This is a genomic window from Leptolyngbya sp. AN10 (assembly GCF_050565645.1).
In the GTDB taxonomy this organism is placed as follows: Bacteria; Cyanobacteriota; Cyanobacteriia; order Leptolyngbyales; family Leptolyngbyaceae; genus Leptolyngbya.
Window position 1 is genome coordinate 40,777 of the sequence record NZ_JBNXVP010000038.1, and the last position, 21,897, is coordinate 62,673.

The window sequence follows — 21,897 nt, forward strand, 5'->3', positions numbered from 1 at the left end:
ATTGATGAAACGATTGATGTTTTATTGCCAGCATATTCTTGGAATGGGCCATTTAGTGCGTAGCATGGAGATTGTGCGCGGATTGTTACCGGAGTTTCAAATCTGCTTTATTAACGGTGGTGAAATCGTTCCAGGATTTGAGATACCTGATGCTGTAGAAGTGATTAACTTACCTGCAATCAAGACAGATTCAGAATTTCAGGAATTGCAGGTAGTTGATTCAACGTATACGCTTGAAGACGTGAAGGAGATGCGACAGGCAGAACTGCTACAGGTCTTCGATCGATTTCAGCCTGATGTTTTCATGATTGAATTGTTTCCGTTTGGGCGGCGACGGTTCTCGTTTGAGCTAATTCCACTGTTGGAGCGGGCGAAAACTCGCGGAACGAAAGTCGTTTGTAGTTTGAGAGATATTGTCGTTACGAAAAGCGATCGCGCAAGGCACGAAGAAAAAGTGTGCAAGCTGATGAATCAATATTTTGATTTGCTGCTGGTGCATGGTGATCCGCAGTTTCAACCGCTAGAAGAAACATTTTCTAGAGTGGCAGACTTAAACTGTGAGGTTCAATTTACTGGCTATGTTGCTCAACCTCAACCGGAAGTAGATGTCGAACTTCCTGAACTCAATCCGCGCCGACCTCTGATTTTAGTGAGTGTGGGAGGAGGAAGGTTTGGACATGAATTGCTGGATTGTGTGATCGAATCTGCGCCGATTTTGCAGCATCAGATACCACATCAGATTCAAGTCTTTACAGGTCCATTTATGCCAGAGTGGAAGCTGTTAGAACTGCAAACCAAAGCGGCAACTTGTTCTAATGTGCGCGTCGATCGATATACGCCTCATCTTTTAAGCTATATGCGACGGGCTGACTTATCGATTAGTATGTCTGGCTACAATACTACGATGAATGTTCTAACAACGGGAGTGAGAGCCTTGCTTCTTCCGTTTATTGGCAATGATGATCAAGAACAGCGGATTCGATCGGAGAAACTTGCTCACTTAGGAGTTGTTGAAGTGATTCGTCCAGGGGATTTAGAGCCGAATTGCTTTGCTAAGAAAGTCGTCTTCCAACTACAGCAGAGACCAACTCAATTGCAGTTTGATTGTTCAGGAGTTGAAAAAACTGCAATGCAGCTAAAGCAATTTTTACAGCAACAGCAAAATCCTGTGGAGGTAGTGAACGTATGAAAGTTTGCATCACAACGCTAGAGTTTCCGCCGGATGTAGGAGGAGTGGGCGAATCTGTGCATCGAATTTCAAAGATGTTGACCGCAGGAGGATACGAAGTTCATGTTGCTATATTTCGTGCGAGTCATCGTTTTGGCAAAAATGGAAGCCGCAGACGAGCAAGCTGCACTTCAACGCTGCAAGATGGAATCTATGTTCATCGCATCCAGAATGCTGTCCGAAGCGATACAGTCGAAATTCAAGATTTCTACAGCGATGTTTATTTCTACTTGAAGCAATTGCATCAGCAACATCAATTCGATTTGTTTCATACCTTTTTCATGACTGAAACGGGCTATGTAACCACGATGCTGGCGCGAGAGGCAGATATTCCGATCATCAACAGTGTGCGTGGTAGTGATTTGCACAAACATATCTTTAGTGCAAAGTATCACGCTCCATTAAGTTGGGTTTTGGAGAATGCTGCTTGGAATACTTTTGTTAGCCGCGATTTACAACATCGAGCAGAAGTGATTGCACCAAGCATTAAATCTAAGTCATCTGCATTCTGGAACTCGATCGCGCCTGTTGAGTTTACCGATCTTCCAACACCGAGTTTGGCATCTGAGCTATCAGGCTTGGTAATTGGCTCTGTTGGGCGATTGCGCGACAAAAAAGGAATTGAATTTTTGATGGATGCCTGTGAGCAAGTTAGTTCTGAAATCGACCTTACATTGCTATTGATTGGAGATTTCGTTGAAAAAGAACGGGCTTACTGGGAGCAAGAACTACAGCGATCGACATTAGGCGATCGATTAAAAATTACAGGTATTGTCAGCCGCGCGGAAGCTCTCGCTTACCTTCCTCTGCTAGATATCTATGCGATTCCCTCGTTAAATGATGGCTGTCCGAATGCACTGCTTGAAGCGATGTGTGCGGGCTGTCCGATTATTGGTAGTGATGCTGATGCGATCGGAGAAATTCTAGAACATCAGAGCAATGGAATCGTTGTGAATCCTGGCAGTACAGAGGATCTTGCAAATGCAATTCGGTTTCTGGCAAATCAACCGGAATTGAGAAAGACGCTTGGAAAAGCAGCGCGGCAAACCGTTGTAGAAAAGCTTGCTCCAGAAGTGGAATATCAAAACTGGATGGAAGTTTATCGAAATGCGATCGCGCTTCATGCAGCTAAAATCGCACCTCAAAACGGCGATCGACTGATTAATCTCAATGTTCAAGATCTTGCTCTTCTCTAACATTTGATTCCTCAATCTTTAGAATCAGGAGTTCAACTATGACAACGCCCAGAGTTACCCTCATTGTTTCTCCTCGCGAACGGTTTAGCTATACTCGCGAATCGCTGGAGAGCATTCTAGAAAACACGACTGTTCCTTTTTCGTTGATCTACGTGGATGGAGGCTCTTCTAAATCGACTCAGGAGTATTTAGAAACGCGATCGCAGGAAAAGAACTTTAAGCTAATTCGCACCGAGCATTTTCTCGCGCCCAACCAAGCCCGGAATCTAGCAATTCCCGACGTTGAGACAGAGTATGTTCTGTTTGTTGACAATGATGTAGTTGTTAGTCCGAACTGGCTTGAGAAATTGATTGCTTGTGCAGATGAAACTGATGCAACCATCGTTTGTCCACTGACTTGTATTGGTCAACCGCTCGGTCAAACGATCCATTTAGCAGGCGGAGAAGCTCACATCTACACCGAAACTCAGAAAGATGGCACACTTAAGCGCAAAGTGCATGAGAAACACTACTTTGTGAATCGTCCAGTTTCAGATGTTCAAGAGAAACTAATTCGGCAACAGTGCGAGTTTGCTGAATTTCACTGTATGTTAGTTCGCACCAGCATTTTCAAAGAGATTGGATTGCTCGATGAAGGATTGCTTAGTACTCGTGAACATATCGATTTTTGTATGAGCGTGACGAATGCAGGCGGCACAGTCTTTTGTGAACCAGAATCAGTCGTAACTTATGTGCCAGGATTGAAGCCCGTTGATTTAACGGAACTATCTTTCTTTATGTTGCGGTGGAGTGATGCTTGGGAAATTGCTAGTTTGGAGTATTTCTCGAAGAAGTGGAATCTGACCCAGAATGATAAGTACTTTAAGAAACGGTACGATCGCATGGGACATCGCCGCTATCAAGGCTTTTTACGTCCATTGGTGCGTCAAGTTTCGTTTGGGAAGAACAATCCCAAGCTCGAAAAATTGCTGATGCCAGTGGAACGAACAATCAATCGCCTGATTAGCGATCGACATGAGAAATCATTCCAGTAATACCAAATTGATTTTTGAGTGCTATGGATACGGAAAGCCCCCTAGCCCCCAAGTTTGGGGGAACAAGAATCAAAGTCCCCCAAACTTGGGGGATTTAGGGGGCGAAGGATCTGTAGCAGCAATAAATTGACTTGGTATAAACTATCATTCCGCCTGTAACACTCGTTTGGACGTGAACCATGAAGGATGCAACCAAAAACTTTAGAACAGTCATGCCGGGAGTCAGTCGGATTCTGAAGCGGTTTGCACCTCAAATCGGTAAACAAAAGCATCTTCTACTGATGTCTTTTGCGGGATTGATGACAGAAATTGTTCTACATCTCCTTGAACCGTTCCCACTCAAGCTGATTTTTGACTACATTCTGCTTCCAGGAGCAACCACAAAACCTTTTCCGATTCCTTTTTTAGCAAGTCTCAATCCGATTCTGCTGCTCTCGATTCTCACAGTGGGATTAGTTGGAATTTCGACTCTTCGTGCGATCGCGGCTTACTTCAGCATTGTTGGAATGTCGCTTGCAGCAACGCATATTCTGACTGAGATCCGATTCGAGTTGTACAGTCATTTACAACGTCTGTCGCTGGCTTACCATCACAAAAATCATAGCGGTGATTTAATTACTCGTGTAACTTCGGATATTGGGCGATTACGAGAAGTTACGGTGATGGCGGTAATGCCTTTGATCGCTCATTCGTTGACGCTTGTAGGCATGATCGGGGTGATGGTCTGGATGAATTGGGAACTTGCGTTGATTGCGATCGCGCTTTTCCCGATCTTTTTTTTCTCGACGCTTCGCCTAACTCGCCGGATCAAAGGAGTTGTCCGAACTCAGCGCAAGCAGGAAGGCAAGATGGCTGCAACCGTCGCAGAGTCAATCAGCGCGATCAAAGTGGTGCAAACTCTATCTTTGCACCAAATGTTAGAAGAGTCCTTTTCTGAATACAACACTCAGAGTTTACAAGATAGTGCAAAAGCACAAAAGCTATCAGCAGGATTAGAGCGATTGATTGAATTGTTAGTTGGTTTAATGACTGCTTTAGTTCTGTGGCGAGGGTCACTACTGGTTTACTCAAAAGTGCTAACTCCTGGGGATTTGCTGATTTTTGTCAACTATATTCGGATTGCTTTTAAGCCGATGCGACAGGTGGCGAAGTATATCGGATTGTTAGCAAAAGCGACCGCATCCGGTGAACGAGTGCTAGATGTTCTCGATGAAGTGCCTGATATTCAGGATACACGCGGCGCGATCGCTGCTCCTCCGTTTCAAGGCTCAGTTCGCTTTGAGAATGTTTCTTTTGCTTATGAAAATGACGATCGCGGCATTCTGAAACACATGAGCTTTGAAGTAGAACCTGGTCAGAAAGTAGCATTAGTTGGCTCATCTGGAGGCGGAAAGTCTACGATCGTGAGCTTGCTACTGCGACTGTATGATCCGCTAGAAGGTCGGATTCTAATCGATGGTCACGACCTGAGAGAATATCGATTAGATTCCTTTAGACAGCAGGTGAGTGTTGTTCTTCAGGAAAGCGTACTATTTGCGACGAGTGTTCGGGATAACATTGCCTACGGATGTCTCAGTGCTACTGATTGCGCGATCGAGACTGCGGCAAAGCTTGCAAATGCTCATGATTTTATTCAACGTTTACCGCAGGGCTACGATACACAGCTTAGTGAACGAGGTGCAACGTTATCCGGTGGTCAACGTCAGCGAATTGCGATCGCACGAGCAGCAATCCGACAAGCTCCGATCGTTGTGCTAGACGAGCCTACAACTGGATTAGATCAGGAGAATGAACACGCTGTTACAGAGGCTCTTAATCGTTTGGTTGAGGGTAGAACAGCATTCTGGGTGTCGCATAATCTTAAAGCAATTCGTCAGGCTGATTTAATTCTCTATATCGAAGAAGGCGCGATCGTAGAACAAGGAACGCATGATGAACTGATGAAACTGGGTGGACGCTATGCGGCGATGTATGCACTGCAAACGGCAATTGATACAAACAGTAGCCAAACGGTAGGGGTGTAAGATGAAAACCAAAGTGATTTTGGTGCGGCATGGTCAAAGTACTTACAATGCTGAGAAACGCTATCAAGGCTGTTGTGATGATTCTGTCCTGACGGAAGCTGGATTCTCAATGGCAAGTCAAACTGGAGCTTTGCTCAAGAACACCAAGATTGATGCGGTGTACTGTAGTCCATTGAAGAGAACGCAACAGAGCGCGATCGCAATTCTAGAACAATTAGAATCAGGGCTGGAGCTAAATTGTCACGAACGTTTGAAAGAGATTGTAATGCCAGCTTGGGAGGGTTTACCGTTCAAGTATGTTCGGCAGCATTTAGCAGAAGATTATGAATGCTGGAAAGAACGTCCTCATGAGTTTCAGATGCCGCATGTCTTGGAGTCTACTGGCTCACTTGCGACATTAACAAAAGCTGAAACGCAGTGTTTTCCAGTGCTGGATTTGTACACGCAAGCCGAGCAATTTTGGGAAGAGATCCTACCAAAGCATTCTGGTGAAACCATTCTAATCGTGAGTCATGGTGGAACAATTCGAGCTTTGATCGGCACTGCGATCGATTCAGATTCTCGATCGTTCCACGCTTTGCAACAGTCGAATTGTGGTGTAAGTGTCTTAGAGTTCTCTCAAGACTTGCATCATCCTGCACAGTTAGCTCTAGCCAATAGCACACAGCATCTAGGCGAATCACTGCCGAAACTGAAGGCGGGAAAGTTAGGATTGCGTTTATTGCTCGTTTCAGATCAAGACCAGAACGATGTTGAGCAACTTGCAGCACTGATTCAATCGATTCAACTCGATCTGTGTTTGACGTGCGATCGCAATGATTTATTGGCTCGCAGTTTGTTCAGCCATCGTCCTGAGCCTGTCATTCATCTCAGAACTGCACAGAGCAATTTTTTTGAAATATGGCATCGAGCATTACAAGCGAGTTCTGCACAATCGGCATCGCTTACAACTGGAATCGCGATCGCTTCTCCTGATGTAATTCGTCGTGTCCTGTCTCAAACCCTAGACATTTCTGCAAATCCGTCTGCATTGTGCTTGAAGCCCGGAGCAATCAGCATTCTGCACTATCCAGTCAATCATCGCCCGGTCTTGCAATCACTCAATTTTTCTCAGTCTATTTGACCCATCACTCTTAAACACATTATGAAAGTACTCGTTACTGGCGCTGCTGGTTTCATTGGATTTCACCTAACACAACGCTTGCTCAGTGACGGCTATCAAGTCTATGGCATTGATAACCTCAATGATTACTACGATGTGAATCTCAAGTATGCTCGACTAGAACGACTCAAACAACATTCAAATTTCAGCTTTCAGCAGTTAGATTTAGTCGATCGAGAAAACCTTCTTCAACTGTTCCAAGATCATTGCTTCGATTATGTTGTTAACTTAGCGGCTCAAGCAGGCGTTCGGTATTCGCTCCAGAATCCTCATGCTTATATCGATAGCAACGTTACAGGCTTCGTTAATCTATTAGAAGGTTGTCGTAATAGTGACATTCAACATTTAATTTTTGCGTCTTCAAGTTCTGTCTATGGAGCAAACACCAAAGTTCCATTCTCAATTAGTGATAGTGTTGATCATCCGATTTCGCTCTATGCTGCAACCAAAAAATCAAACGAATTACTAGCTCATTCTTACAGCCATCTCTATGGTATTCCGACAACTGGACTGCGCTTTTTCACAGTTTACGGAGCTTGGGGCAGACCGGACATGGCATATTTCAAATTTGTTAAAGCGATCGTAGAAGGAACCCCGATCGAGGTTTATAACTTCGGCAAAATGCAGCGGGATTTCACTTTCATTGATGACATTATCGAAGGTGTTGTTCGAGTGATGTCTCGCATTCCGACGACTAATGCTGATTCAAGATTAAACAGCGATGCAGCTTACAAACTCTACAACATCGGCAATAATAATCCGGTAGAATTGATGCACTTTATCGAAGTACTTGAGCAATTACTCGATCGCTCTGCAATCAAAAAATTCTTACCGATGCAGCCTGGAGATGTTCTTACAACGTATGCAGATGTTGATGATTTGATGCAGGACGTAGGCTTTAAGCCCGAAACTTCACTAGAAGAAGGACTGTTCCGGTTCGTGCAATGGTATCGCGAGTACTATTCACCGTCGAGGACTTGCCAACGCTTGGGCAATAAAGTACTGGCATAGAACATCAATTTCTACAGCAGTATGAGACGAAGAATTTAGTTATGCCTAACCTTTTTCGGGCTGCGCTCATTGCCAGTACTTTTCTGTTTCTGCCTGCTCAGATCGCGATCGCACAAAAGCTTCCTGATTCACTGGAGCCAGATTCTTTCTCTCACCCGATGAGCCAAGTCACCAATGTTTCTGAACTATCTGATGTGAGTCCAAACGATTGGGCATACCAAGCCTTGCAATCGATCGTAGAACGCTATGGCATTGTTGCAGGCTACCCAGAGCGAACCTTTCGCGGTCATCGATCGATGAGTCGCTATGAGTTTGCAGCAGGATTAAACAGCGCAATGAATCGGATGGATCAGATCTTGAAAACTTTGCCTGAACAATATGTTACTCAGCAAGATTTAGCAGTTCTCAAAAAGCTACAGGTAGAATTCGCTCAAGAACTTTCGATCGTAAAAAACCAGCTTACTTTGCTAGAGTCCGAACCGCGATCGTCGAGTTCATTTTCGGAAACAACGAAGTTCAGCGGCGAAGTGCTGTTTACTGTAACGGGCGTGGGTCGCGCAGATAAAGCAGATGGTAGCGGAGATTCAACGGATAGCGGCTTAACTGTTGGGAATCGGGTTCGATTGAATTTTGATACTAGCTTTTTTGGTAAAGATCGACTTAGAACTCGCTTACAATCTGGCAACATTGCTAGAACAGATCGTGCAGCAGGAACAGATATGGCGCGGCTTTCTTATCAAGCTGACAGTGAAGGCGCGATCGAGGTGAGTCGCTTAGAGTATCAAGCACCGATCGGGAAAGATACAACGCTTTATGTTTCAGCGATCGGAGGTAGCTTAAATGATTTTGCGAATACATTCAATCCTTTTATTTCAGGAAGCGCAGAAGGCTCTGTTTCTCGGTTTGGTCAGCGTAATCCAATCTATCGATTGGGAGGCGGGAGCGGCATCGGATTAGAGTATGAGTTCACTGATGATATTGCTTTAACGATTGGTTATTTAGGCTCAGATGTCGATGATCCCAATGAAGGCTTTGGCAAATCATCTTATAGCGCGATCGCACAATTATCTTTAGAGTTTAGTAAAACATTCGGGCTAGGACTGACGTATGTTCGCTCCTTCAATAGCATTGATACAGCAACCGGAAGCGAACTTGCCAATGATCCATTCGATGATGAAAGTGATGCTGTGATTGCAGATTCGTTCGGGATTCAAGCCGCGATCGCACTGAATCGTAGATTGTCGATTTCAGGTTGGGCGGGATTGACTCGTGCAAGAGCAACCGATCTAGAAGGCGATCCAAGCGCCAGTATCTTTAATTGGGCAGTCACGATCGCATTTCCTGATTTATTCAAAGAAGGAAGCCTTGGCGGATTGGTTATTGGTCAACCGCCGAAGCTGACCCGCAATGATTTTTCACCAGGAGGGCAAACCTTCAGAGATAGAGACACATCACTACATTTTGAAGCATTCTACCGCTATCGAGTGAATGACTTTATCAGCATCACACCGGGAATCGTTCTGATTACAAATCCTGAACATCGCGACAGCAACAATGACATCTTTATCGGAACTATCAGAACGACATTCAACTTTTAACTATGATTCAACATATATTAAAAATAGCTGCGATCGCAGTTCTCAGTTCTGGATTGTGGGTCATTGCCACTTCTGCGATCGAACTTGCAGACGGAAAAACCTACTTCGAGAAGCCGCCCCGCTTGATTGGATCAACCACCAGTCAAAACGGAACCTACATTTGGGGTGCAACTTACTACTTCACGGTGCAACTTCCAGACGATGCAGGCGAACCCTTACAAAAGCTCAAAATTCAACTTCAAGCGAGTCCGGGTCGTCCTTTTTTCAATACATCACGAACGGAAGCCTTTGAGGGAAAACGCAAAAAACCAGGCAAGAAACTTTCACTCAAAGATGTGAAAATTGATACTCAAACTCAACTCGTCTCCGTCACCTTTGATCCGCCTGTTCAACCTGGTAGCACTGTGACTGTAAGAATCTATCCCGTTCGCAACCCCAACGCAGGCGGCACCTATCTTTATGGAGTGACTGCATTTCCAACTGGAACACAGCCTGCGGGTCAATTTTTGGGATTTGGGCGAATTCGGATCTACGATCGCGAACAAGACTAAGCCTATCAATGGTTAATCATGCAAGGAAACGATGAACACTGCCAAGAGAACGGCGAAGCTACGATCCATCGCAAGGGGATATTCTGGGCAGCCCGTAACCGGATTTTGCTCTATTACAGCTTGCTGCTGGTCTTAATCTTTGTTGCCGTAATTCCTGCTTTTCGATCGATGTTGATGCGTCGCGTTGATGAACGGGTTCGGCGCGATATGACTGAGAAAGCAGACACATTCACGGCTCTACTTCAGGGACAGATCAATGATTCTCTCGAAGGCTCTCACTGGTCTGAGCGTCAGGATCAACGGTTACAGCCTCCTGATTCGGTACAAGAATTAGCAGAATTTTTTGATGCTTATCTCTCTCGCCAAGTCCCAGAAGATGATGTTTTTCTCATTACATTCATCGAAGGAAAGTTCTATCGTTCTAGCCCCAGAGCCAGACCGGAAGTTTTCAAGCAAAATACTGCATTAATGAATCGATGGGCAAAGCTTTCAACTTCTAAACAAGGCGAAGAATCGATCGACGATCCAGAACTCGGAAAGTTAGTCTACATTGCAAAACCCGTCCAACTTCAAGGACAAACGATCGGGGTGTTTGTGATGGCGCATACGACCGCAGGAGAACAGATGGAAGTTCTAGAAGCGGTTGATGTTGTTGTACAGGTGACAGGCGGCGTTCTCGTTGTGGCATTGGTTCTCGGTTGGTTCGCATCGGGTCAAGTGCTTGCACCCTTGCGATTGTTGTCTTCTACTGCTCGATCGATTAGTGAATCTGACCTTACACAGCGTATTCCGCTCCGAGGAAAAGGGGAAATTGCGGACTTAGCAAGTACCTTTAATGACATGATGGATCGTTTGCAAAGTGCTTTTATCAGTCAGCGAAATTTTATCAATGATGCGGGACACGAACTAAGAACGCCACTGACGATCATTCGAGGACATCTTGAACTGATGGACAATGATCCTGATGAACAACAAGAAACCCTCAACATTGTGATGGACGAACTCGATCGTATGAATCGATTTGTTGATGATCTGATTCTGCTTGCAAAGTCAGAACGTTCTGATTTTCTCCAGCTTGAACTGGTTAACATTGAAACACTCACACATGAGCTATTCGCAAAAGCTTGTGCCTTAGCCGATCGACACTGGATCTTAGATCCTGTAGGGCGCGGACAAGTCGTTTTAGATCGTCAGCGCATCACTCAAGCCATGATGAATCTTGCTCAAAATGCAACACAGTACACCGATGCAACTCAGACGATCGCGCTTGGTTCTGCAATTCGTTCGGGCAAGCTGCATCTCTGGGTGCGGGACACTGGAGAAGGAATTTCTTTGACGGATCAAAACCGTATCTTCGATCGATTTGCACGCGCCGCTAATAGTCGCCGTCGATCAGAAGGAGCCGGACTTGGATTGTCAATCGTTCGAGCGATCGTAGAAGCACATCACGGACAAATTACACTCCACAGCCAATTGAGAAAAGGATCAAAGTTCACGATCGTCATTCCGTTAGATTTGACTAGCGATCGACGTTAAAAGCACGTTGTCTTTCTGCCAAAAAGATTGAGATCACTTAAACTTCTAGATAGATAAAATTCTGTACATCTATGAAGCTGAACGGTTCTTCTACATCTGAATCGACAAAGCCACCCGCGAATCATGTCGTAGGTGTCGAAGCGCCGATTACAGAACAACCTACAAAACTAGGATTTTTCTGGGCAGCCAGAACACGCATCTTATTTTGGTATGTTGTGATTCTGCTATTTATCTTTCTCGCATCAATTCCTGCGTTTCGTTATCTACTGTCTAGTCAAGTCGATCGACGAGTTCGCGATGATTCAATGGAGAAAATTGATACCTTCAAAAGTCTGCTAAATGGAGAATTAATCGACGAAGAAAATGTCGAATTAGATGAACCATCAACCCAGCAAGCCCAATCGTTTCAAAAACCCTATTCTAAAGAAGAACTTGCTAATTTCTTTGATGCTTATCTATCACGGCAAATTCCGGAAGACGATATCTATATCATGACGTTTGTAGATGGACAGTTTCACAAATCCAGTCCCAGGGCAAGACCGGACATTCTTAAGCGTGATTCTGCTTTAGTGCAACGTTGGGCAAAACAAACAAAAGCTGAGGAAGATAAGCACCTCACCAACGATCGAGAATTAGGAGATGTTCTTTACATTGTTGAACCTGTTAAAGTTCGAGATCAAACGCTCGGTGTCTTAGTTGTCGCGCATACTACTGGAGGAGAACAAGCGGAAGCGATCGAAGCCGTCAGTGTGATCATCAAAGTGATTGCTGTTGCGCTGTTGATTGCATTAGTTTTAGCGTGGTTTGCATCAGGACGAGTACTATTGCCACTGCGATCGCTAAGTCATGCAACGCGATTGATCAATGAATCTGATCTCAGTCAGCGGCTGACCATTCAAGGCACTGGACAAGTCGCAGATTTAGGGCATTCCTTCAACGAAATGATGGATCGGCTGCAAGCTGCTTTTGTCAGTCAGCGGAACTTTATCAACGATGCCGGACACGAACTTCGCACCCCGATCACAATCATCCAGGGACATTTAGAACTGATGGGCGATGATCCAGAAGAACAGCAAGAAGTTCTCACGATCGTCATGGATGAACTCGATCGAATGACGCGATTTGTCGATGATTTAATTCTATTAGCAAAGTCGGAGCGCCCCGATTTTTTACAGCTAGAACAAGTTGAAGTGCATCAGCTTACAGAAGAGATTTTTACTAAAGTTCAGGCACTCGCAGACCGCAATTGGACGGTAGAAGGAACCGCGAAAGGAGATATCTTACTCGATCGACAGCGTATCACTCAGGCAGTGATGAATCTGGCACAAAACGCCACCCAGTTCACGCAGGTTCATGACACGATTGCCATTGGCTCGGCAATTAGTAAAGGAAAGCTTCACTTCTGGGTGCGAGATACCGGAGAAGGCATTGCTGTGACGGATCAGCGCCGAATTTTTGATCGATTTGCTCGTGCTGCGAACAGTCGGCGGCGATCAGAAGGAGCCGGACTTGGATTGTCGATCGTTCAATCGATTGCAGAGGCACACGGCGGCGAAGTTCACGTCCGCAGCCAGCCCGGTCAAGGCGCAACCTTTTCGATCGTTCTTCCCGTTCAGCCCCAGGAGCAGCCCCAATGACGCAAATTCTCATCGCAGAAGATGAACCAAGAATCGCCGCATTTATCGAAAAAGGCTTACGTGCGAATGGATTCACCACTGCGATCGCGACAACTGCCAGCGAAACCTTGAATCTGGCAATGGGTAGCGATTTTGATTTATTGATTCTCGACTTGGGATTGCCTGAAAAAGACGGGCTAGAAGTTTTAGAAGAAATCCGGGGGCAAGGATCTCAAATCCCGATCGTCATTCTGACAGCGCGTGATGATATTCAAGATAAAGTAGCGGGTCTTGAAGGTGGCGCGGACGACTATATGACGAAGCCTTTTCGGTTTGAAGAATTGATTGCCAGAGTGAAGCTGAGACTGCGAGGACAATCAACTGCTGCAACTCAAGAAGAACTGATTCTAACAGCGGGTGATGTGGTGCTGGATCTACGAACTCGCAAAGTGAAAGTAGCAGGAAAAACGATCGAGCTACCTGCGCGTGAATTTACCTTGGCAGAAACTTTCTTTCGGCATCCAGGACAAATTTTAAGCCGCCAGCAATTGCTCGATCGAGTTTGGGGCTATGACTACGATCCAGGCTCAAATGTCGTCGATGTATATGTTGGCTATCTACGAAAAAAACTGGGCAATACGCTATTTGAAACAGTTCGCGGCATGGGATATCGCCTCAAAATCTAAGAAAATTCTCATCTTAAATTCATCAATTTCTCATCTACAGTGTCGATGCTATCTTTGCTCAGAAAACAATTGATACTTCAAGATTGCTGAACTATCCCCTAGAAGTTTCTTAACTCTAAGAAGTCGTCTCTCGTCTTAAGATCAAAGTGTTTACCGCTGCTGTAGATTCGCAAATGTGCCAGATTTTAATCGCTGAAGATGAAGCACGCCTCGCTTCATTTATTGAGAAAGGGCTTAGAAAAAAAGGGTTTATGACTGCGATTGCGGCAGATGGAGAACAAGTAGTAGAGATTGCGCGATCGCAGAAAATAGATTTACTCTTGCTTGATCTTGGTCTTCCGTTGGTCGATGGGTTGACTGTTCTACAAGAACTTCGCCGCAGTGGCGAACAGTTTCCGATTATCGTTATAACTGCACAAACCGATGAGCGAGAGAAAAAAGCAGCCTTGCAAGCAGGGGCAAACGAGTTCATTACGAAGCCATTTCGCTTTAATGATTTACTACAAGTTGTGCAGTCTTTCTTGGATCAGAGCTAGCAGACTGGAACAAAGCACAAGATATTCAGGGTAATTTGTCACCACTCCGCCCCAATTGCTTCAGAAAGTGAACGTTGTCCGAATCGTGCCGATCACCAAATCTCGATTTTGCTGATTGTGATTCGGTGCAGTCAGCCAAATAATTCCAGGTGTAATCGCGAGATGATCACTCACCCGATGTTGATAAAAGATTTCGAGATGAAGCGAAGTATCGCGATTAGCGCAAAGCGCACCTGTAAAGCAATCGCTGCTTAAGCCTATATTTGTAACGGCGCGATCGAGTTGCGTCAGCTTCGGTTCCATTCCGACCACCAATCCCGCAAAATTACCCTTCTTACCCAAATCAGGGAAGCCGAGTGTAACTGCCCAATTCCAGATCGCAGCATCTCCCAAGTTCAACACTCTCGCTCCTGTATAGCCAACCCAACCATTAATAATAAAGTTTGGGCTGGGTCTAAAGGAGGCTTGCAAGCCAAAGGAGTTTGTTACAACAGCTCTACCCGTTGCGGTGAATAAATTTGCGTTCAGACTACCTGCGCTACCTTCGGTCGTGTAGTCGGTATTGTAAGCATGAACGTAAGTTAATCCGAATGCAAGATTTTCAGAAGGTTCGATCGTCAGTTGTGCGATCGCGCCGTATGCTCCATCAAACAATCCATTCTTAGCAGTTGGACGACCTGCATTGCTTGCGAGATAACCAACGCTGAACTCTAAAACGTCATTGAATTCGTGCACGACCCCGATACCTGTCCCTTCTAGCAAGTAGTAGATCGGGTTGCGTGTACCAAACTGAGAGATCGAACCACTACTGCCATCACCATCAAAGAATGGATTGATCGACTCCGCGAATTCTTCTGATTCTCCATCATTCGCTAAAATTAGTACAGTTGTCTTTTCACCAATGGGAAACTGGTAAGACAGCATATTCAATTCGACTTCGCTCTCCTCTTGTTCCTGAAAGCCAGGTGCAAAAGATAGTTCACCCTCTGGCGTGCCCGTCAAGTTAGAAATGGCGATGCCGTTTGAGGCTTGTAGGCGCGTTCTGAGTAAATCTTTTCCGGTAAAACTCGTATCAAAGCTCAACCGAGTGCGATGGGACAGTGTGGGATTACGATCCACCCTTCGTCCGTTGATATCATCCCCTGCAAAAGCACTTGTCAATGCAATCACAGATTCCCCATGCAGCTTGGTTGTTGTCGAAAACTGCTGCTTTTCGAGCGTGATAGTCTGAGCTTCTAGCGCATCGACTCGACCCCGTAGGGTTACAAGTTCTACTGTGAACTCTTCTTGGAGCTTTTGTAGTGTTGCTAAATCTTCTTTTTTGACGAGATCTGTTGTTGCTGCTGCGATCAGTTCATTGACGCGATCGAGACAAGCATTTAATCCTGCTGCAAACTCATAGCGAGTCAGGGCACGATTTCCACGAAAGGTTTTGTCAGAATAGCCTGCAATGCAGCTATAGCGATCGACAAGCGATTGCAATGCTTGAAATGCCCAGTCGGTTGGTTGCACATCTGAAAGCTGCGAAACAGAAGTCACCTGCGCCATAGGTGAAGCTTGGACAGGAAGGGGAGTAAGATTAAGCGCGATCGCAAGACTAAACCTAACCAATGCGGCACATCGATTCAACATACTTTTTTTCTCACACTTTATTGATTGACATTGATTGACAGAGCTTACGCTGTTGGATCAAGCGATGATCTCGCGTCTAACCGGAATCTGAACGACAAATTCCGCCCCTTTCCCCGGCGTTGAATAGCAATCGATTTTGCCGTGATGCTTTTCGGTGATAATTTGATGACTAATGGAGAGTCCGAGTCCTGTCCCTTTACCGATCGACTTTGTCGTAAAGAAAGACTCAAACAGCTTCAGACGAATGGCTTCGGGAATACCTGCACCATTATCTGCGATCGCAATTGTGACCCAATTCGGAGCGCTCATGAATGTGCGGATCGTGATAGTCGGATTTGAGTTAGTTGTACTATTTTCTTCTAGAGCATCGATCGCGTTGCTCAGTAGATTCATAAAAACCTGGTTAAGCTGGCTGGGATAGCATTCTACTGGATGGAGTTGCCCATAGTCCCGCACAATTTCGATCGCTGAACAATGAAGGCTCATTTTCAGGCGATGTTGCAAAATCAGTAGGGTACTTTCAAGACCCTCGTGGATATCAATTGTAGTAACAGCGTCATCCAGGCGAGCAAAATTCCGTAACGATAGAGCTAGATCATAGATGCGATCGCTCCCAAGCTTCATCGAACCCATCAGTTTCGATAAATCCTCTTTCACATAATCAATTTCAAGCTCTTCGAGTAATTCCTCGATTTCAGCATGAGGTTCAGGATAATGCTTGCCATAGCAATCGAGCAGGGTGACTAAATCTTGAATATAAGTTTGAGCAGGTTTTAGGTTTGCTGCAATGAAATTAATGGGATTGTTCAGTTCATGGGCTAAACCTGCCGCTAACTGACCCAATGCTGATAATTTTTCATTCTGCACAAGCTGGTATTGAGCCTGCTGTAACTGCTCTACAGTTTGGGAAAGCTCTGCTGTACGCTGTTCTAATGATTTTTGGGTTTGGCTAAGTCGCAGATGGATTTGAACGCGGGCAAGAACTTCTTCGTGCTGAATGGGTTTGGTGATGTAGTCTACTGCACCTAAACTGAGTCCTTTTACTTTATCCACAGTGTCTGAGAGTGCAGTCATGAAAATGATCGGAATCTCACAGGTTACAGGATCAGCTTTGATACGTTGGCAAGTTTCAAAGCCGTCAAGCCCTGGCATCATCACATCTAGTAAAATGATGTCGGGGTGAAAGATGTGGATGCGTTGAAGGGCAGCTTTACCGCTTTTCGCGATCGCGACTTGATAGCCAATCTCGTTGAGTACACCAAACAAAACTTGAATATTTGTTGGATTATCATCTACGACTAATATTTTTCCAGTTGGATGTTTAACAATCGACATGAGTACAGATTCCTTCTACGATCAGAGCGTGAATTAAAAGTCAGCAAAGCGTGGCAATCATGAGCCGCTTAGATGTAGGGGGCAAGTAAATCCAAAATGGCTTCATCATCAAAGGTGTGACACAGTTCTAGAAGCTTGTTTGCAAAGAGTCCGTATTGCGGATCGAGTTGCTTGATGCGATCGGCTTCTTTCTCAATTTCTGCCATGAGTCCGCTTTGAGCAAATTGATACAACGGGATCAAGTCAGTCACAGGTGGCACAGCCCACTGAGCGTCTTCAGGCTGAACTGGCTGTGTTTGCTCTTCTACAGCAGCATATATCCATTGCAAAGATAAGTGCTGCTGCAACTCGCTGATCAATCCGGTGAAGTCAATCGGTTTTGGAAAAAAGCTATTGCACCCCGCCTTGATTGCAGACTGTCGATCGACTTCAGCCAAACTAGCAGCGGAAACAATGATCGGTAGATTCACAAAATCGGGCAATTGACGCAGGCGACGGATCATTTCGAGTCCAGTCAGTTCAGACATGATCACATCCGTAATGATCAGATCTGGTCGCATCTGAATTGCTGTATTGAAGCCAATTTGTCCATTGGTAGCAGTTGTCACTTTGAATCCTAAAGGTTCTAGCATCTCAGTCAAGACGGCACGATTTTCAGTGCGATCGTCTACTACGAGAATTTTACGCTGTTTACCTTGGTAGCCCGTAACCGTCTGCTGAATCATCGGTTGACTCAGCCAATCATTCGCCGCAGGCAGATGTACCTCAAACCAAAAACAACTCCCCTGACCCAGCGTACTGCTGACCTGAATCGTACTGCCCATCATTTGAACAATTTGCTGGCTAATTGCTAAACCTAAGCCTGTGCCTTCATGATTGCGATCGCGCTTTCCTGCTTGTTCAAACGGCAAAAAGATCGACTCTAACTTTTCGGGAGCGATGCCAATACCAGAGTCTTGGACTTGGAACCGCAATCGATGAGTCTTAGAGTCTCGATGCTCGATCGAGGCTTGAGGCATGATGGGTAAAACTGCGATCGAGAAAGTTACTTTGCCAAAGTCAGTAAATTTAACAGCGTTGCTCAGTAAGTTAAGTAAGACCTGACGCAGACGTTTGTCGTCTGCATAGAGCGCAATGGGTAAATTCTCATCCGGTTGATAATCAAAGGTCACCCCTTTTTGCTCTGCTTTGATCCGGCAGATATCTACAGTTGTACGCAGGAAGTTAGCAAGGTGGAAATCTTGAGGGTAGAGATCCATCTTTTGAGCTTCGAGCTTGGACAGATCAAGGATGTCGTTAATCAGAGTCAGCAGGTGAGAGCCACATTGATAAATCACGCTCAAGCCCTGAGATTGCTTGTGGGTTGTTGCCGGATCGCGTTGAAGAATTTGGGCATAGCCAAGAATCCCATTTAGAGGCGTACGAAGTTCGTGATTCATGTTCGCGAGAAATTCGCTCTTCGTACAGTTAGCAACTTCGGCAGCTTCTTTGGCGAGTTGGAGTTCAGTCAGGTTTTGCTGTAGGAGGGTTTGAGACTGATTGAGGTTGTCAGCCATTTGGTTGAAGGCTTGGGCAACCTCTTCGATTTCATCGTTGCTGCGGATGGTGAGTCGATGAGATAAGTTGCCTGCGCCGATTTCTGCGGCTCCTTGCTGAAGGTGCTGGAGGGAGTAAATTGTAGGGCGGAGGACACGCCAAAAGATGCCAAAGACCATCAAAATTAGCAGTGCAATCTCAACATAGGAAAAAGTCGCTGTGATAATGCGGATCTGCTCTAGCTCCTGTTGAGCTTGATCGGATTGCTGTTGACCCTGCCGCTCTAACCGTTCTAAGAAAAAGCTGATATCGCGCTGAAATCCATTGATTGCTCTGAAATCATGCTGGAGGTCTTTGATGCTAACGCCGTTAGCTTGAGTAGTGTCCTGAGCAATCGACTCGATCAAATTTTCTTCAAGTCGCTCAAACAGTTCTGATCGTTGATAGATTGCTTGGATCTCTGGTGATGGAGAGAGGGCTTTGAGTTCTTCAAGCAGGACATCCAAATCAGCGTCTTCTTCCTTCTCTTTCTCCAAGGTGAAATTGCGAAATAGGAGGTGATCTTTGATTACCAAAATCTCATTGGAAAGCTGATCTTTCACAAGAGCGGTCAGCTCGATTCGGCGTTTTGCTTGGGTGTATTTGTTAAGGGCATCGGATTCGATTTCGTTGCGCCAGAGGTTACTGCCTCCAGAAAGAATTGCGATCGCGCCGATCAGAGTTGCTGAAATGCCCACGAACTTCGTTGAAATTTTCATGGGTTACGGCTCCGCTGATAGGTTGAGGTGTTGACGCAAATTCTGAACAGCCTCATAGTCTTCTGGTTCAACCAGCGTGTACCCAGAAGTTTCAGCCCCCATGATGTCTTGAATCCCTTCAGGAGTCGTGAGAAAAGCTGCTTTGAGCTGATCGATCAGCTCAGGGGGCAGCGTTTCAGAAACCAAGACTGGAGAGTGGGGAAACGGCTCAGACTGCCAAATCACTCTAGAGTTTCGAGCGGCAGATTTGTTTTGCTTTTTCCAGTGTGTGTAAGATGCTAAATTCGTAGCGATCGCGTCTGCTTGGGTGCTTAATAGGGTTTGGGTCTGCTCATGAGTGCCCCCAAAGAGGGTAGCCGCAAAATCTTGTTCGGGTTCAATGCCTAATTTTCTGAGTGCGGCGAGTGGCATCAGGTAGCCTGACGTAGAGGAGCGACTCACGAAGGCAACGCGCTTACCTTTGAGATCTGTCAATGTTTTAATGGGACTGTTAGCGGGAACGACAATACAAGCGCGGTACCACGGGCGAGTTGTATGCCGTTCGATCGGTGCGACAAGGGGTTTAACTTTCGCTCCCCGCTCCAGCGCCTCAAAGTAGGACGTTGTGCCGATATAGGCAGCATTAGCTCGTCCATCAACGAGCATGTCAACGCCTTCCTTATAGTCTTTTGCAATCAGAAACTCGATGGGCTGACCGAGCACTTTTTCTAAGTGATCTTCTAAGGGAGCAACCATGCGTTCTTGCTCGGCTCGATTCTGAGTCGGTTGTACGCTAAACCGAAGAGACACGGGTGTTGTCGGTGGAGTTGTCTGAGTCGGAGGTGTCTTGTGGCAACTTATTAAGCTGAGGGCGATCGCAACGGCTAAGACTCTGATGAATGGACGGAGGGGGGAGTTTCTCAGAGAAGTAATTTCTACCAGATTTCCAGCGGGGCAAGTTCGGAAAGCGTTCATGGATAAAGTTTGGCTAGGGAGTCTCAGGCGATTTGGCTAAGTGTTCTTAGCCAAATTGCACAATCGAGGTAAGCGATCGATTAATGTTCAAGGGGTCTACTTGACTAATTCAGATTCTCAAACAGTTCGACTTTGTAATTGCTCTATAATGCTTCCCAAAATTTTCACAGGTTACACCAACGAGAGAAAAATTTGTTCAAAATGTAGAATTTGAAGGCAGGCAAACACAGAGAAGGACAGTCTGAGCGACTGACAAACTCTTGAGTATCGCCACGAGAGACGCAACGAGTGCATTAAGAAGACTCCGAACGCTCCACTGGTTGACAAGTGAAAGTTGGCTAAATTTTTCAAGCCCAGAGTTTTACCAGAAACGTGGATATGTGATTTCTGGTGAACTCCCAGACTTTCCGCAAGGTTATAATCGCTTTTTCTTAAAAAAAGAGCTATAGAACGCAACGTAAGTATTGTTCTATTTGTTTAACAGTAATGGTTTGGCTAGATTTAGGAGCGATCGCGTTTCCACTCCCGCAGAAATGTAAAGTGGCAGTGCCAAGGAGGCACAACAGGCAACCGAAGAATTTCGGGTCTATCGCTTGAGTTATGCAGACGTAAAATCTAAGTGCCAGCAAATGAGACAGCGCAACTCAAAATTGGCAAAGTTTCTGAATCCATAGCCAGACCGCTTAATCAACTTGAGCTTGTTGTTAATTCCTTCAACCGCTCCACGGGTCGTATGATGCTCAAAGTAGTTGGTCCTTGGTGATGTAGAAAACTTTTTACAGTCTCAAGATGAGAACGTGGTGACTTTAGAGAATTGAATCCGATCGTTTAAACGATCGCGCTTACTGGCAGAAGCACAAGCTGGTGGTGGACTGCGACGGGGTAATGGCTCCAAGCGTGGCAGGGATTGCCCCAGATGCCGGAGTTGTTTGAGATGGCGCAATCCCAATTGCAGAAAACTCAAGCCTCGGTCTGGATGGGTATCCAAGGTTCGACGCAGACCGCAACGCACGAGTAGGGAGCCTAAGATCAAAGCAATCAGGGTGGCAATATCGAGGAGCATAAAAAGGCTGGTGAGGGCAGTTGTATCGCGTAGATGCGACGGGAGGATATCAAAGGCAGCGGACTTGTAATCCTTGATATGGGGTTCGATGCCGCCAAAGCGTCTGCCGTAGCGTTCAAAAGTCTGCAATGACGGCGGTTGACTGCTCAGAACTGCCTAAGACTCTTGTACTCCGGGCAAGGTCGCAGTGGCGAGATGGCAGGAGATATCGTCTAGAATTACCACGTTTGGAAACAGATAAGCTTGCTCAACCGGAGGGAGAAGTTGAGCCACAGACTGAACTGCGCCTGACGCTAAAGTAATCGTGAGATTACTTGTTGGGCGACAATCATATTGACCAAATGACGATTACGTAGTCCAGCATCGAGATCAAGTTTTAGACCAAGATCGGGATCAAGAATGAGATTGATTTGAGACTAAAATGAATATTGAGAAACTCTA

The 21,897-nt window shown here is 45.6% G+C and carries 17 protein-coding genes and 1 pseudogene; 12 read left to right on the forward strand and 6 right to left on the reverse strand.

All coding sequences use genetic code 11. The features are described from left to right. The first annotated feature begins 4 nt into the window (after positions 1 to 4). The 12 genes from ACQ4M5_RS33285 (at position 5) to ACQ4M5_RS33340 (ending at position 14,178) form a co-directional block, all read left to right on the forward strand. A complete protein-coding gene (locus ACQ4M5_RS33285) occupies positions 5 to 1,189 on the forward strand; it encodes a glycosyltransferase family protein (RefSeq protein ID WP_430680108.1) in 1,185 nt (394 codons plus the stop codon). Further along, on the forward strand, positions 1,186 to 2,424 hold the full coding sequence (locus ACQ4M5_RS33290) for a glycosyltransferase (protein WP_430680109.1): 1,239 nt from the start codon (positions 1,186 to 1,188) through the stop codon (positions 2,422 to 2,424). Before ACQ4M5_RS33285 ends, ACQ4M5_RS33290 begins: the two co-directional genes overlap by 4 nt. Before the next feature lie 38 nt (positions 2,425 to 2,462). After that, complete coding sequence (locus ACQ4M5_RS33295) at positions 2,463 to 3,458, forward strand: glycosyltransferase family 2 protein (protein ID WP_430680110.1); 996 nt, start codon at positions 2,463 to 2,465, stop codon at positions 3,456 to 3,458. A 179-nt stretch (positions 3,459 to 3,637) separates the two neighbouring features. Further along, positions 3,638 to 5,482, forward strand: coding sequence for an ABC transporter ATP-binding protein (locus ACQ4M5_RS33300; protein ID WP_430680111.1), 1,845 nt, complete (start codon positions 3,638 to 3,640; stop codon positions 5,480 to 5,482). Position 5,483: 1 nt separating this feature from the next. Further along, positions 5,484 to 6,605, forward strand: a complete 1,122-nt coding sequence (locus ACQ4M5_RS33305) for a histidine phosphatase family protein (protein ID WP_430680112.1) — start codon at positions 5,484 to 5,486, stop codon at positions 6,603 to 6,605. A 21-nt stretch (positions 6,606 to 6,626) separates the two neighbouring features. Further along, positions 6,627 to 7,655 carry an NAD-dependent epimerase gene (locus ACQ4M5_RS33310; protein ID WP_430680113.1) on the forward strand — a complete coding sequence of 343 codons (1,029 nt, stop codon included), beginning with the start codon at positions 6,627 to 6,629 and terminating at the stop codon, positions 7,653 to 7,655. A 41-nt stretch (positions 7,656 to 7,696) separates the two neighbouring features. Continuing rightward, a complete protein-coding gene (locus ACQ4M5_RS33315; protein WP_430680114.1) occupies positions 7,697 to 9,253 on the forward strand; it encodes an iron uptake porin in 1,557 nt (518 codons plus the stop codon). Between the two features lie 2 nt (positions 9,254 to 9,255). Next, positions 9,256 to 9,804 carry a DUF2808 domain-containing protein gene (locus ACQ4M5_RS33320; protein WP_430680115.1) on the forward strand — a complete coding sequence of 183 codons (549 nt, stop codon included), beginning with the start codon at positions 9,256 to 9,258 and terminating at the stop codon, positions 9,802 to 9,804. An 18-nt stretch (positions 9,805 to 9,822) separates the two neighbouring features. Next, positions 9,823 to 11,340: a sensor histidine kinase gene (locus tag ACQ4M5_RS33325; protein WP_430680116.1), complete on the forward strand. Its 1,518-nt coding sequence runs from the start codon at positions 9,823 to 9,825 to the stop codon at positions 11,338 to 11,340. Positions 11,341 to 11,411: 71 nt separating this feature from the next. Then, entirely contained in the window at positions 11,412 to 12,977 is a 1,566-nt protein-coding gene (locus tag ACQ4M5_RS33330) for an ATP-binding protein (RefSeq protein ID WP_430680117.1), read from the forward strand. Then, positions 12,974 to 13,642 (forward strand): response regulator transcription factor, encoded by a 669-nt coding sequence (locus ACQ4M5_RS33335; protein WP_430680118.1) that lies wholly within the window; start codon positions 12,974 to 12,976, stop codon positions 13,640 to 13,642. The genes ACQ4M5_RS33330 and ACQ4M5_RS33335 overlap by 4 nt, the downstream gene beginning before the upstream one ends. Before the next feature lie 173 nt (positions 13,643 to 13,815). After that, entirely contained in the window at positions 13,816 to 14,178 is a 363-nt protein-coding gene (locus tag ACQ4M5_RS33340; RefSeq protein WP_430680119.1) for a response regulator transcription factor, read from the forward strand. A gap of 60 nt (positions 14,179 to 14,238) precedes the next feature. Here the strand turns inward: ACQ4M5_RS33340 and ACQ4M5_RS33345 are convergent, their stop codons facing one another. The 6 genes and pseudogenes from ACQ4M5_RS33345 to ACQ4M5_RS33370 all read right to left on the reverse strand — a co-directional run bounded on the left by ACQ4M5_RS33345 (position 14,239) and on the right by ACQ4M5_RS33370 (position 21,585). Beyond that, positions 14,239 to 15,810, reverse strand: coding sequence for an iron uptake porin (locus tag ACQ4M5_RS33345; protein ID WP_430680120.1), 1,572 nt, complete (start codon positions 15,808 to 15,810; stop codon positions 14,239 to 14,241). Between the two features lie 57 nt (positions 15,811 to 15,867). Then, entirely contained in the window at positions 15,868 to 17,145 is a 1,278-nt protein-coding gene (locus tag ACQ4M5_RS33350) for a sensor histidine kinase (RefSeq protein WP_430680121.1), read from the reverse strand. Between the two features lie 68 nt (positions 17,146 to 17,213). Further along, the gene (locus tag ACQ4M5_RS33355; protein WP_430680122.1) at positions 17,214 to 19,439 is read right to left on the reverse strand and encodes an ATP-binding protein; all 2,226 of its coding nucleotides are present in this window, start codon (positions 19,437 to 19,439) and stop codon (positions 17,214 to 17,216) included. A 3-nt stretch (positions 19,440 to 19,442) separates the two neighbouring features. Continuing rightward, positions 19,443 to 20,393, reverse strand: a complete 951-nt coding sequence (locus tag ACQ4M5_RS33360; RefSeq protein ID WP_430680123.1) for a phosphate/phosphite/phosphonate ABC transporter substrate-binding protein — start codon at positions 20,391 to 20,393, stop codon at positions 19,443 to 19,445. A 598-nt stretch (positions 20,394 to 20,991) separates the two neighbouring features. After that, positions 20,992 to 21,144: pseudogene (locus ACQ4M5_RS33365) on the reverse strand (transposase); the annotation flags it as partial. Positions 21,145 to 21,177: 33 nt separating this feature from the next. After that, positions 21,178 to 21,585, reverse strand: coding sequence for a hypothetical protein (locus ACQ4M5_RS33370; RefSeq protein ID WP_430680124.1), 408 nt, complete (start codon positions 21,583 to 21,585; stop codon positions 21,178 to 21,180). Between the last annotated feature and the right edge of the window lie 312 nt (positions 21,586 to 21,897).